Genomic DNA, 12,913 nt, shown 5'->3' with positions numbered 1-12,913 from the left:
AATGAAATTTACTTGCTTAGTTTTGAACTTACATATATGGGGGTTGAATATGGATATATTATTAGCTCTCTTGCCGGCAATATTCTGGGGAAGCATCGTTTTATTTAATGTGAAACTCGGGGGTGGGCCCTATAGTCAAACACTGGGTACAACGATTGGCGCATTGATTTTTTCAATAGGTGTTTATATTTTTGCCGATATTAAGTTGTCATTGCTAGTGTTTGGAGTCGGAGTTGTTTCTGGATTGTTTTGGGCCGTTGGACAAGCTAATCAGCTTAAGAGCATTGATTTAATGGGAGTATCCAAAACAATGCCGATATCTACTGGAATGCAGCTCATTTCAACGACTTTATTCGGGGTCATCGTTTTTAACGAATGGTCAACAATGAAAGCAATCATTTTAGGCGTCTTGGCATTAGTCTTCATTATTATAGGAATTGTCTTGACCTCACTGGAGGATAAAGAATCAAAAGAGGGCAAATCGGGAAACTTGAAGAAAGGAATTGTTATTCTCCTCATCTCGACATTCGGTTATTTGGTTTATGTGGTCGTGGCCCGTCTTTTTGATGTTGATGGGTGGTCAGCGTTGTTCCCTCAAGCGATAGGGATGGTGATAGGCGGTCTGTTATTGACTTTTAAACATAAACCGTTTAACAAATATACGATTCGCAATATCATTCCGGGATTGATATGGGCTGCAGGGAACATGTTTTTATTCATATCCCAGCCACGTGTGGGAGTGGCCACTAGTTTTTCCCTTTCGCAAATGGGCATTGTCATCTCAACTCTTGGCGGGATCATCATTTTACGTGAAAAGAAAACGAAGCGCCAACTAATTGGAATCATAATCGGAATTATCTTGATCATCATAGCTGGGATTATGCTCGGAATGGCAAAAAGTTAAGTGGAGGGTGATTATATGTATACAGATTTAGAAGGTAAGGTCGTTGTTATAACCGGTTCATCCACTGGTTTAGGAAAAGCGATGGCCATTCGCTTTGCTAAGGAAAAGGCAAAGGTCGTGGTTAATTATCGCACTAAATCAGAGGAAGCGGATAGTGTAATGGAGGAAATCAAAACAAATGGCGGGGAAGCTATTGCAGTAAAAGGCGATGTCACCGTTGAAGAAGATGTGATTAACCTTGTTCAATCAGCGATAAAGAATTTCGGGAAACTCGATATATTCATCAATAATGCAGGAATTGAAAATCCGGTTCCGTCTCACGAGATGCCGTTAAGCGACTGGAATAGGGTAATCAATACCAACTTAACGGGAAATTTCTTAGGCTGCCGTGAAGCTATCAAGTATTTTGTCGAGAACGACATTAAAGGGAATGTTATAAATATGTCCAGTGTACATGAGATGATACCCTGGCCTTTATTCGTTCACTATGCGGCAAGCAAGGGCGGGGTGAAGCTGCTTACGGAAACCCTGGCTCTTGAATATGCACCAAAAGGGATCCGTGTGAACAGCATTGGTCCTGGAGCCATCGCCACACCAATAAATGCAGACAAGCTTGAAGATCCCGAAAAGAAAAAGGATCTTGAAAGCATGATTCCGATGGGGTATATCGGAAAGCCTGAAGAAATTGCTGCGGTTGCTGCATGGCTGGCATCTTCAGAGTCCAGTTATGTAACGGGTATCACTCTTTTCGCTGACGGCGGAATGACAAAATACCCAGCGTTCCAAGCTGGAAGAGGATGAATTTTGTTTTATGATGCAACAAGAATCCCAGCAGGTTTAATCCTGCTGGGATTCTTGTTTTAAAAGCATTAACGAGTATGATGATTATACCAGCTAATGAAATTATCGACGACCGTATCGATAAAATGGACAGTCGACTCATGTGTAAGTTTGCCTTCGTTATCGATTTTGTCATGCACTGCACCAACATATACTTCATTCCCGGGAAGGAGTGGGGAGGAGATGCCTATTGCGAATAAGATTTCACGCAAATGCAATTGAGCTTTAACCGTTCCTAATTGCCCCATTGACGCACCCATGATCCATGATGGTTTTCCGATCAAGACTTTATCGACACGTGATAACCAATCGATTGCATTGCCCAATACTCCTGGAATCGTACCGTTGTATTCAGGTGTTACCCACAAGACTGCATCTGCTTCGGCCACTTTACTTTTAAATTCTTTTACAACTAATGGAGGGTCATTTTCAATATCTTGATCATAAAAAGGTAAATCCCGAATGTTCAAGATTTCGAGATCGAACCGATCTTGATATCTAGATTGAATATATTTGGCAAGCTTAAGGTTGTAAGACTCTTTACGGATACTTCCCACTATTGCAACAACTTTCATCTTCAATACCTCCAATGATTTTTATAATGGATAATCATGTAAATATGTTCCACTTACCTATTATAATTGGAATATAAATGAAAGGGAAAAAGGATGCTTGGGAAAAAGTTGAGTTGGAGCTGAATAAACAAAATTCCTCTCGAACATTCATACCCTGCAAAGTTAGACTCAAAAATTATATGTGCCTACCCAATCCCCATTACTAGACCTCTCCCAACAATATTGCATTTGTTTTTAATTTAATATTATGGCCATTCCTATAGGGATTAAGGCAAAATCCTTTCAGAAAAAATGAAATAAGACGCTTGTAAAAGTAAATAATGAAATATCATAAAAAGTGTAAGTAAAATGAGTTTATTTGCTTGATAACTATTTCACTAAAATAATAGGGGTGGGTAAAGTTGATCTTTCGGACCATTGATACGGACAAAGACAAAGATATTATCGTTAAATTCAGGAAAGATTCCTTTGTTGTAAGTTTTGGAACTGAAGCTGGTTTTGGAGATGAAAATACATATCTGCAACGAATGGAAGAAAGGGTCCGCAAATTTCCTGGGGGACAGGTGATCCTTGAAAATGACCAAGTACCGATTGGACAAATGGAACTTCGAATTCGGGGGTATGAAGGAACTGAGATCGGCTATGTAGATCTATTTTATCTTATTCCCGAATATCGCAGTAAAGGCCTTGGCAAGGAATTGGTTCGCTATGCAGAAAACTTTTTCAGGCAATTTAATGTATCCGAATACCATTTAAGGGTTTCTCCGGATAATCAAAGGGCGATTCGTTTATATACGAATTCAGGCATGATGAAGATAAGGGAGGAAAGTCAAAAACACCTTGTATGGAGAATGAGCAAATCAATATAAAATATAATTTTTAATTATATTAATATAATTAAAAATTATCAATTCACTATACTGTGAAAATATTTTAAACGGTGAAAAATATGGTTGACTTTAGAGAAATTAGAATATATAGTGAAGGACATAATTAAATATAACGTTAATTCTTATCAAGAGATGTGGAGGGACTTGGCCCTATGATACCTCGGCAGCGGGTTTTTACTTTTGTAAAAATACTGTGCTAATTCCAACGGACGAAAGTTTGAAAGATAAGAAGGAGCTTTTCTTAGATAATTAAATTAAGAGTTTACTCTTTTTTATGTCTAAAAGAGGCCTCTTCTGTCTGACGACGGAAGAGGCCTCTTTTGTTTATTCAAAATGTATATGGTTATTTGGAGAATTGGTGCAATTACTCGTGAGTTTCGAATTTAACCCTATCATTATGAAACTTTGCAAAGCTCTTCTCACTGGATAATGAATTCGTACAAATAAACAACATGGGGGAGATTGGATGATTGAGTTTCAAAATGTTAAAAAGGTTTATCAAACAAAGAAACAGACTGTCGAGGCTTTGAAGGGCATTAATTTGACAGTGGAAAAGGGGGATATATTCGGTGTAGTCGGTTATAGCGGGGCCGGAAAGAGTACGTTGATCAGGCTGGTCAACTTGCTTGAAGATCCTTCAGATGGTTCGGTGATTGTTGGGGGCAAGGATTTAATCAAATTAAGCCAGAAGGAATTACGGGTAGAAAAGAAAAAAATCGGGATGATTTTTCAGCATTTCAACTTGCTAAACTCCAAGACTGTTTTTGATAACATTGCTATGCCGCTGGTTTTATCGGGAACTCCGGCTAAGGAAATCAAAAACCGTGTAGGCGAGCTGTTGGAGTTCGTTGGCTTATCGAGCAAGGCGAAGAGTTATCCGGATCAATTATCGGGAGGTCAAAAGCAGCGGATCGGCATTGCGAGAGCTTTGGCTACGAATCCATCGATCTTATTGTGTGATGAAGCTACGTCGGCATTGGATCCACAAACAACGAGTGCCGTTCTGCAGCTCTTAAAGAAAATTAATAAAGAATACAATATTACCATTCTGCTAATCACTCATGAGATGTCTGTCATCAGGGAAATTTGCAATAAGGTAGCGGTCATGGAGGGCGGATGCGTCGTTGAACAAGGTTCGGTTTTCGAAGTGTTTGCGAAGCCGCAAACGGATATTGCAAAAAACTTCGTGAGAACGGTCATACATGACGAAATTCCACAAAGTTTCCTAAAAAGCATAGGATCCCATATCCCGATTATTTGGAAAATTAATTTTATTGGGACTACTTCGGGTACTCCTTTACTTTCAACGATCTCGAAGAAATATGACGTTCATTTAAGTGTTTTATCAGCCAATATTTCTGAAATTCAGGAAACGCCTTTCGGGAATTTGATCATCGAAGTGACAGGGAACAAAAATGAGGTGGATAAGGCTTATCAATATATTAAAGATGAGGGGATTCTCGTCCAGGAGGTGCAGATAAATGGGTAATACGCTTTGGGGAATGGAAATTACAGCAGAGCAGTTGTTGACAGCTTTCGGTGACACACTTTATATGGTAGCCATTTCATTGGTGTTTTCCGGATTGATCGGGCTTCCGCTCGGTATCCTGCTTGTCATTACAAGAAAGGGTCACATCCTGGAGAATAAATGGATTTTTAATGTATTGAACCCGATCATCAATATATTGCGGTCGGTTCCTTTCATCATCTTGCTTGTAGCAGTTATTCCGCTTACCAGAATGATTGTAGGCAGTGCGATCGGAATGAATGCGGCCATTGTTCCGCTAATCTTTTACGCGGCTCCTTATATTGCCCGGCTTGTTGAGAACTCCCTGTTGGAAGTGGACAAAGGGATCATCGAGGCCGCTCAGGCGATGGGTGCGACGACATGGCAAATCATTTATCGCTTTTTGATTCCCGAGGGACTTAGTTCGTTGATCCTAACATTTACAACAGCGACTATCGGGCTTGTTGGAGCTACGGCCATGGCAGGTGCCGTCGGGGCAGGCGGGGTCGGGGATCTAGCTTTGGCTTACGGTTATCAAAGGTTCGATACGATGACGATGGTCGTCACAGTAGCGGCGCTCGTGATCATCGTTCAATTATTGCAATCCACCGGGAATTTTATTTCAAGAAAAATCAGAAGAAGATAAAAATAACAGGAGGTAGGAGAAATGAAGAAAATCTTATTAACGATCATAGTATTGGCATTGGCCATAGTGTCTGCAGCATGCGGGAAAGAAGAAGGTGTATCAGGCGTTTCGGATGATGTGAAAACAGTGAAAGTCGGTGTCAGCAGCGGGGATACGAGAACATGGGAATACATTGTCGACATAGCGAAAGAGGAAGGGCTTAATATCGAACTGGTCACTTTCAATGATTATATCCAACCGAACCTTGCGTTAAGTGAAGGTGAAATTGATGCCAATTCATTCCAAACGGTCGCTTACTTCGATGAATTCGTTCAAGACCAAAATCTGAAATTAGAGGCCATCGGGTCGACTGTCATTGCACCTATGGGCCTTTATTCTAAAAAACATAAAGATCTTAAAAGTCTTCCGGATGGCGCTACGATTGCCGTTCCGAATGAAGCAACAAACTTTGGCCGTGCACTACTCCTTCTTCAGGAAGCTGGATTGATTACATTGAAAGAGGAATTCAATGGATCGGGTTCATTGGAAATCATTAGGGAAAATCCGAAAAACTTGAAAATCCAACCTGTTGCTGCAGGCAATACACCTCGTCTATTGGATGATGCCGATGCTTCAGCCATCAATAATAACTTTGCCGTCGAAGCAGGCCTTACTTTAAAAGATTCTTTATTCCATGAAAGTAAAACGGCGAAACCGTATATTAATATCATTGCAGTTAAAAAGGGTAATTCCGATCGTCCTGAGTTGCAGAAATTAGTGGAGCTTTATCAATCGAAAGAAGTGGAAGCGTTCATCAAAAAAACGTTTAAAGGAAACACCATTCCTGCATATGTTTCTGTAGATGAATTAGTGAATTACCAGGATGCTTGGACAAAACCAGCTAATGAAAAGTAATGGATCGATTCAAGAAAAAGGGGAGATTAAGAGTATGGCGAGAGAATTAGTGCAAAAGCAGCATCGGCAGATTATTGAAGATCACATCGACCTTCATTCCAAATTATATATCGAAACGAGTCAAGCCATTCATGCTAAACCCGAAATTGGGAATCAAGAATTCTTCGCTTCGGATACATTAACAGGAATACTTCGAAATGAAGGATTTGAAGTGACCCGCAATATAGCCGGACATGAAACAGGATTCATCGCCAAAAAAACCTCTTCAAAGAAAGGTCCCACAATTGCCTTTTTAGCCGAGTATGATGCATTGCCGGGTTTGGGTCATGCTTGCGGCCATAATATCATCGGCACAACGAGTGTTGCAGCAGGCATTTCTTTGGCACAAGTACTGGAGGAAACGGGCGGAGAGGTGATTGTTTTCGGAACACCGGCTGAAGAGGGCGGGCCGAATGGAAGTGCAAAAGGCAGCTTTGTGAAGCACGGTCTATTTGATGGGGTGGATGCGGCCATCCTTATCCATCCAGGCGGGCAAACGCGTGTCACAAGTCCATTTTTGGCAGTCGATCCCCTTGATTTTCATTTTTACGGAAAGTCAGCACATGCAGCAGCTGCACCTGAAGAAGGCGTGAATGCACTTGACGCGGTGATTCAGCTGTTCAATGGCATTAATGCTTTGCGCCAGCAGCTCCCAGCCGAGGTCAAGATTCACGGAATCATTACCAATGGCGGGGAAGCGCCTAACATCATTCCTGAATATGCTTCCGCCAGGTTTTACATTAGAGCAACAACATGGAAACTTTGCCAAGAAGTGTCCAATAAAATACGTGCTGTTGCCGAAGGGGCAGCACTTGCCACAGGAAGCACGGTTAAAGTTGAACGTTTCCAAAATGAAGTGCTCGATTTTATGATTAATCCAGTTCTGGATGAACTGTTAAAAGAAGAGCTCGCTCAATTAGGGGAAGCTGTGGCTCCTCGAAAAGAGAGTGGCTTTGGCTCGACGGATGCAGGTAATGTAAGCCATGTAGTGCCGACAGCACATCCTTATATAAAAATTGGACATGATGGGCTGATTGCCCATACGAATGAATTCCGCGACTGTGCCAAATCTCCTGCTGGAGACAAAGCCATCCTGACCGGGGCAAAAGCTCTTGCACTTACAGGTTATAAATTGTTTACGGATAAAGACCTGTTGGATAAAGTGAAAGCAGCATTTTATGAAGCGAAGCAAAAATAAATAAGATGCAGGAAAAAAATTGTTGACTGCGGATCTCATAGTGAGTATTATAAAAATAACAATACCGAGTAATTGAATAGGAATTATAGGTTAATTGACCGGAAAACCGGAGACTTTTCTTTCATGTAAAGAGGTGTCTCCGGTTTTTTTGTGAATGGGCAAGTCGAAAGATTCTCTTTCAATACATCCTAAAAAGGGGGATTTATCATGGGGATATTATTACGTAAAGCGATTGAGAAAAAAAGAAACTTTCTAATCAACAAGTTGATTAACAAGGGAGTTTATAAAAAGAATGACATCCATCTTTTTGAATTAACCTTAACCGATTTAGAGAATGAATATATTAAAATAACTAAAATCGATGAGAAGGAATCCGATGATCATTCCCCCTGTCTGAGGATACATCATTTCATATAATGTCAGAATAAAAGGAGAGGGTGAAATGAAGAAGGGTGTGGAAGAAAGGCGGAAGGCATTGATCTATAAACTTATGATCCATACTGTAAATAAGAGTGTGGAACAGCTAATGAAGTTAACCTTAAAAGAATTGGAAATAGAATATAAAAAGGTTCAAAATGACTGTCACCCACATAGTAATTCGGGTTCGATACAATGGATCAATGCAAAACGGCATTAGGGTGAATGTGGAACCTTAATTCATCATGAAAAATTTCATCATTTTGCTAACGGCTGCTTGTGCTGATTCTACATGATATTTTGAATTGTAAGGATCACTGAATCCATGTTCTCCCTTGAATTTATGAACCTCGACATTCGTTCTTTCTAAAGCTGAAATTAACTCGTCGACATTAAATGAGGGCTCTTCTAGCGGGAAAAATAGCAGTGCGGGGCATTGTGGCGCCAATTCTGCATAATTCCTAATACGCGAACCGTAGTAACCAACAATTCCATCGACACACTCTTCCTCACTGCACAGCCAAGCTACAGTTGCCCCTGCACTGAATCCAAGGACGAAAATCTTTTGGTATTCATCTTTTATATTCGATAATATATCCTTTATCTTATGTAAAGCACCCTTGAAACCTACGTTCTCCATAAAATGTCGATAAGCAGCATCCTCTTGGGAATAATCAAAAGGCGTCTCACGTTCTAACAAATTCGGACAAATCACATCAAAACCCTGTATTGATAATGACTCACAAAAACCGTGCATATGTTGGTTCAGTCCATAAATTTCGTGAATGACAATGATGACAGTATCGGACTTTTTCTGTATGTCCAGCATTTTTTACCTCCTTAGAAAAATACTATTTAACTTTTAAGACATATCACCGACTTTAAATAAATTATTAGGTATAGGGAAGTTCTTTTCCTTCTAAACATGCTTTTAAGTTAGCCAAACTAAGTTCATATCCATCCATGTTAATCGTTACTCTAGTGCCTTCGGATTCTGGGTATATTTCAAAAGTGAAAACGAGTTTATCAGAATCCGAGGAATAAGAAAACCTTTCGCAAGGGATTATCTCTTGGATTGTAAAACTCATTGGGATGCTTTCATTATCTTTAAGATTGTTATGTGCACTAGGCATTAATACGAAGATTGCCTTCTCTCCACCTTGAGTTTAGGAATTCCATTTTGAACCCGGGGCATACCATTTTGAGATGATTTCATCATTCGTAATCGCATTCCAAACCGTTTCCTGGTTTTCATGAATTAGAACTGAGTTCCTATCATTATTCATTTTACTTATCTCCTTATTTTTTCTTGGATTATATAGAAAGTTTAGGAAATTTACAAGACCCCACTAAGCGTATTTAACCGAGTGACAATATTGTAAGATGGCAGCTTAAACTGTTAGGAAGAACGATGGCGATTTATTTCCTTTCTCTTTAATATGTAAGAAAAAGAGGAAGGTTGGGTATGAAATGGACTTTTTTGAGTTGAATACCAATGTATTCAGAATGATCAATGACTTAGGGAAACAGTACGATTATTTAAACCCTTCTGCCATTTTCATTGCCGAGTACATGGTATTTTTATTAGCTTTGGCAGTCATCGTAATATGGTTCACTCGAAATGAACAGAGTAGGATGATGGTTGTTTGTGGGATGATTACGTTTGTAATAGCTGAAATGATGGGGAAAATGGCAGGGAGATTGCATTCGAATAATCAGCCATTTGCCGAATTGGCCAATGTTAATAAGTTAATTGAAAAAGGAGTGGATAATTCATTTCCAAGCGACCATACCATCTTGTTTTTCTCGTTTTGTGTATCTTTTTGGCTTTTCAAAAGAGGATGGTGGCTGTTGTGGATCATGCTGGCTTTCCTTGTTGGCACTTCCCGTATTTGGGTAGGCGTCCACTTTCCGGCGGATGTGCTGGCAGGAGCAATAATAAGCACCATTTCAGCCTTGATGGTTTACCTTGTTGTTCCTAAAATAAGCTTGATTCATAAATTATTAGGGGAATATGAGAGGTATGAAGAAATGGTTCTATCCCCGTTAACTAAATCGAAGGAAAAAAAATCAAAGGATTTGTAAGAGAAAACAGGGTTGCTCAGGCAGCCTTTTTTTATAACACAAAAATATCCATATGATGATACTGATGGTAAAATTAAGTGAAAGCAATCCATCGCAATGGGGGACTTAATATTGATCGATATCCAAGAAATCAAAGACATTATCAGGCATCGCTATCCATTTCTTTTAGTTGATAGAGTTTTGGAACTGGAAGAAGGAAAGAGGGCGGTGGCCATTAAAAACGTCACGGCAAATGAAGAGTTTTTTACTGGTCACTTTCCCGATTACCCAGTGATGCCAGGTGTGTTGATCGTGGAGGCATTAGCACAGGTAAGTGCTGTTGTCATGCTTACAAAAGAAGAAAATAAAGGACGGATCGGGCTTTTGGCTGGGATCGATGGATGTCGTTTTAAAAGGCAAGTAAAACCAGGGGACCAATTACGTTTAGAAGTGGAGATTACTCGCTTGAAAGGTCCTATCGGTAAAGGAACAGGAAGGGCTACTGTCGAGGGGGAAACTGTATGCGAGACAGAGCTCATTTTTGCTTTTGGTGATTGATGGTGATACCGATAAAAAAAGCTTACGGGTATGTGACAAGAATCAATAATGGAGAAACACAGGTATTGGTTTTTCAACATCCCATTAAGGCAGCCGGTATACAGATACCCAAGGGAACGGTGAAGCCTCAAGAAGATGCTTACCAAGCAGTGATTAGGGAAATGAAAGAAGAAACAGGTCTGGAAAATTTTCATGTGGAGAAATTAATGGCAGAAGATTTTTGGGAGACTGTTGATGGTGCCATACATAATAGATATTTTTATCAAATAAGTGTATCGAATGTTCCTGATGAATGGGACCATCAGCCGACGGGTGGAGGAGATGAAGCGGGGCTGACATTTCATTTCTTCTGGATTTCATCCGAACATGAAGTGCAGCTTATCAAAGGGCATGGAGATTATTTAAACCGGATCTTTACCTAACCAGCGGTTTATCAAAACGGCCAAGATCATTATTGATCTTGGCCGGCTGTTTTTTAATGATCAGGTTTGTTTCTCGGTAAGGAAAGTTTTTACGGTTGGCGGTTCATATGTATTGAATTGATCAAGAAGTCCATTTGGTTCAACATCTACCAGCGCCATGGAACGGAACTTTTCATGTAGGAACTGTTCGTCGGACATATGATTGAATAAAGCGACCAAAGGATCATAATAGTGATTGATATTTAAGAGTCCGCAAGGTTTTTGATGAAGACCAAGCTGAGCCCAAGTGAAAATCTCAAAGAATTCTTCCAATGTTCCTGGCCCGCCTGGCAAGGCCATGAATCCATCTGCAAGCTCAGCCATTTTTGCTTTTCTTTCATGCATGGATTCCACGACGATCAGCTCGGTTAAGTTCTTATGTGCTATTTCCTTTTTTTCTAGGAAATCTGGCATTACGCCAATTACATTTCCGCCTGCTTCCAAGACGGAATCTGCAACTGCACCCATGATTCCTACACTTGAGCCTCCATAAACAAGGGTAATCTTACGTTTTGCCAGTTCCGCACCCAGTTTTTTAGCACCTTCTACATAGACAGCAGATGCACCTTTGCTTGATCCACAAAATACAGCTAGACTTTTCAAAATATCACATCTCCCATTTAGTAATCTTCCTTTCTTATCATACAAAATTAAAGGGGATTTGTTAAACTTGAATGATAAAAAAGAAGGGTGGATGGATATGAACGTCACTGAATTTCAACAATGGGTAAAAGATTATTATGAAGCACGGGGATGGTCAGAATTGGACATCTTCATTCGCATTGGCTTTTTGGCAGAAGAAACTGGCGAGGTTGCACGAGCCATTCGTTCCCTTGAGATTGGCAGGGATAGACCTGATGAAGTTATTGGTTCGTTTGAAGAGAACATTCAGGAGCTAACCGAAGAGTTGGGAGATGTGTTAGGAAACTTGATTGTGATTGCGAACAAGTACAATATCCCCTTGGAAGAAGTGTTCAATGCCCATAAAAAGAAACTATCTGAACGTTATAATCATGCATAAGTTTCTTCTCATTTAATAGATGAACAAGAAGTTTGCATACTTAATTTCAGTAAACCAGTGGAAGAGCTGTGACTATCAGCTCTTTTTCTTATGGGGCAAATGATAGTTTGTCATCCCATTTAATTCCTTAAAAAGAAAAACTTTCAGCCTTTTATCCCCCATCGTTAAAAAATAATTCACAAAATATGGGTAATATGCGCGATTGAGATTGGATTTTATTGGGTATACACTTGCAATAAAGGAATGAACGTTCATTCCGCACCTTGATTAAAAGGGGGGATCATTATGATCACAGCAGCAAATAAACGAGACAGTATAGTAACCAGCGCTTTAGAGCTTTTTGCAGAACGGGGGTATGATGCGACGACGATTCCGATGATTGCTGCATCGGCAGGAGTTGGAGCGGGTACCATTTATCGTTATTTCGAGAATAAGGAAGTGCTGGGCAACAAGATCTTTCAAGAGTACTTGGATATTTTCACTGAAACGGTCAAGAATGGATTTCCTCATGATGATTCAATTCGCACGCAGTTTCACCATATTTTTAAAACGATGATTCACTTTACAACCGAGCAGGACCAAGCTCTTTATTTTATTAAAATACATAGTGGAGCCCATTTTTTAAATGAAGATAGTCATGCTAGCTTTCAAGGGCTATTGAATATATTTAAAAATTTCTTTGATTCAGGAAAAGAGAAAAAAGAAATTAAGGAGCTTCCTTCTTCAGCTTTGATTGCCATCATTTACGGAGCTTTTCTTGAGCTTGAGCGACTTGTTCGCATCGGGGAGTTAGAACCTGACCCAAAACTTTTGGCAGATGTGGAAGAAAGCTTTTGGGATGCAGTGCGATTGCACGCTTGAGATACTTTTAACATTGAAACGGAATGAACGTTCATTCC

Annotated in this window: 17 protein-coding genes and 1 riboswitch; of the genes, 14 read left to right on the top strand and 3 right to left on the bottom strand. The window is 40.0% G+C overall.

Going from position 1 to position 12,913, the window contains the following annotated elements; genetic code table 11:
• Nucleotides 1-49 precede the first annotated feature (49 nt).
• Entirely contained in the window at nucleotides 50-904 is an 855-nt protein-coding gene (locus OSJ91_RS23130; protein ID WP_350300144.1) for a RhaT/GlcU family sugar-proton symporter, read from the top strand.
• A gap of 15 nt (nucleotides 905-919) precedes the next feature.
• Nucleotides 920-1,705, top strand: a complete 786-nt coding sequence (locus OSJ91_RS23125; RefSeq protein ID WP_101223333.1) for a glucose 1-dehydrogenase — start codon at nucleotides 920-922, stop codon at nucleotides 1,703-1,705.
• A gap of 68 nt (nucleotides 1,706-1,773) precedes the next feature.
• Here the strand turns inward: OSJ91_RS23125 and OSJ91_RS23120 are convergent, their stop codons facing one another.
• Nucleotides 1,774-2,319 carry an NADPH-dependent FMN reductase gene (locus OSJ91_RS23120; protein WP_485890528.1) on the bottom strand — a complete coding sequence of 182 codons (546 nt, stop codon included), beginning with the start codon at nucleotides 2,317-2,319 and terminating at the stop codon, nucleotides 1,774-1,776.
• A 401-nt stretch (nucleotides 2,320-2,720) separates the two neighbouring features.
• Between OSJ91_RS23120 and OSJ91_RS23115 the strand changes: the two genes are divergently transcribed.
• From OSJ91_RS23115 to OSJ91_RS23085, 7 genes are all read left to right on the top strand, one after another.
• A complete protein-coding gene (locus OSJ91_RS23115; RefSeq protein WP_485890527.1) occupies nucleotides 2,721-3,188 on the top strand; it encodes a GNAT family N-acetyltransferase in 468 nt (155 codons plus the stop codon).
• Between the two features lie 140 nt (nucleotides 3,189-3,328).
• Nucleotides 3,329-3,440, top strand: a riboswitch (SAM riboswitch).
• A 235-nt stretch (nucleotides 3,441-3,675) separates the two neighbouring features.
• On the top strand, nucleotides 3,676-4,698 hold the full coding sequence (locus OSJ91_RS23110) for a methionine ABC transporter ATP-binding protein (RefSeq protein WP_350300141.1): 1,023 nt from the start codon (nucleotides 3,676-3,678) through the stop codon (nucleotides 4,696-4,698).
• A gap of 13 nt (nucleotides 4,699-4,711) precedes the next feature.
• Nucleotides 4,712-5,362 (top strand): methionine ABC transporter permease, encoded by a 651-nt coding sequence (locus OSJ91_RS23105; RefSeq protein WP_350302947.1) that lies wholly within the window; start codon nucleotides 4,712-4,714, stop codon nucleotides 5,360-5,362.
• A gap of 21 nt (nucleotides 5,363-5,383) precedes the next feature.
• The gene (locus OSJ91_RS23100; protein WP_485890526.1) at nucleotides 5,384-6,256 is read left to right on the top strand and encodes a MetQ/NlpA family ABC transporter substrate-binding protein; all 873 of its coding nucleotides are present in this window, start codon (nucleotides 5,384-5,386) and stop codon (nucleotides 6,254-6,256) included.
• Between the two features lie 34 nt (nucleotides 6,257-6,290).
• Entirely contained in the window at nucleotides 6,291-7,493 is a 1,203-nt protein-coding gene (locus tag OSJ91_RS23095; protein WP_485890525.1) for a M20 family metallopeptidase, read from the top strand.
• 207 nt (nucleotides 7,494-7,700) lie between these two features.
• Complete coding sequence (locus tag OSJ91_RS23090; RefSeq protein WP_485890524.1) at nucleotides 7,701-7,910, top strand: Fur-regulated basic protein FbpA; 210 nt, start codon at nucleotides 7,701-7,703, stop codon at nucleotides 7,908-7,910.
• Between the two features lie 25 nt (nucleotides 7,911-7,935).
• Nucleotides 7,936-8,130 (top strand): Fur-regulated basic protein FbpA, encoded by a 195-nt coding sequence (locus OSJ91_RS23085; RefSeq protein ID WP_413019594.1) that lies wholly within the window; start codon nucleotides 7,936-7,938, stop codon nucleotides 8,128-8,130.
• Between the two features lie 15 nt (nucleotides 8,131-8,145).
• Here the strand turns inward: OSJ91_RS23085 and OSJ91_RS23080 are convergent, their stop codons facing one another.
• Nucleotides 8,146-8,739: a dienelactone hydrolase family protein gene (locus OSJ91_RS23080; RefSeq protein WP_485890523.1), complete on the bottom strand. Its 594-nt coding sequence runs from the start codon at nucleotides 8,737-8,739 to the stop codon at nucleotides 8,146-8,148.
• Nucleotides 8,740-9,380: 641 nt separating this feature from the next.
• Between OSJ91_RS23080 and OSJ91_RS23075 the strand changes: the two genes are divergently transcribed.
• The 3 genes from OSJ91_RS23075 to OSJ91_RS23065 all read left to right on the top strand — a co-directional run bounded on the left by OSJ91_RS23075 (nucleotide 9,381) and on the right by OSJ91_RS23065 (nucleotide 10,954).
• Nucleotides 9,381-9,995: an undecaprenyl-diphosphatase gene (locus OSJ91_RS23075; RefSeq protein WP_485890522.1), complete on the top strand. Its 615-nt coding sequence runs from the start codon at nucleotides 9,381-9,383 to the stop codon at nucleotides 9,993-9,995.
• A gap of 111 nt (nucleotides 9,996-10,106) precedes the next feature.
• Nucleotides 10,107-10,532, top strand: coding sequence for a 3-hydroxyacyl-ACP dehydratase FabZ (gene fabZ / locus OSJ91_RS23070; protein ID WP_096340058.1), 426 nt, complete (start codon nucleotides 10,107-10,109; stop codon nucleotides 10,530-10,532).
• Nucleotides 10,532-10,954, top strand: a complete 423-nt coding sequence (locus tag OSJ91_RS23065) for an NUDIX hydrolase (RefSeq protein WP_485890521.1) — start codon at nucleotides 10,532-10,534, stop codon at nucleotides 10,952-10,954. The genes fabZ and OSJ91_RS23065 overlap by 1 nt, the downstream gene beginning before the upstream one ends.
• A 60-nt stretch (nucleotides 10,955-11,014) precedes the next feature.
• On the opposite strand, the gene OSJ91_RS23060 is transcribed toward OSJ91_RS23065, so the two are convergent.
• Complete coding sequence (locus OSJ91_RS23060; protein ID WP_485890520.1) at nucleotides 11,015-11,596, bottom strand: LOG family protein; 582 nt, start codon at nucleotides 11,594-11,596, stop codon at nucleotides 11,015-11,017.
• Between the two features lie 97 nt (nucleotides 11,597-11,693).
• On the opposite strand from OSJ91_RS23060, the gene OSJ91_RS23055 reads away from it, so the two are divergent.
• Entirely contained in the window at nucleotides 11,694-12,014 is a 321-nt protein-coding gene (locus OSJ91_RS23055) for a MazG nucleotide pyrophosphohydrolase domain-containing protein (protein ID WP_350302946.1), read from the top strand.
• A 285-nt stretch (nucleotides 12,015-12,299) separates the two neighbouring features.
• The gene (locus OSJ91_RS23050) at nucleotides 12,300-12,875 is read left to right on the top strand and encodes a TetR/AcrR family transcriptional regulator (protein ID WP_485890519.1); all 576 of its coding nucleotides are present in this window, start codon (nucleotides 12,300-12,302) and stop codon (nucleotides 12,873-12,875) included.
• The last annotated feature ends 38 nt before the right edge of the window (nucleotides 12,876-12,913 follow it).

The sequence above is a fragment of the Bacillus sp. T-10(2022) genome (assembly GCF_056502895.1).
This window is presented reverse-complemented; position numbering and strand designations above follow the sequence as displayed.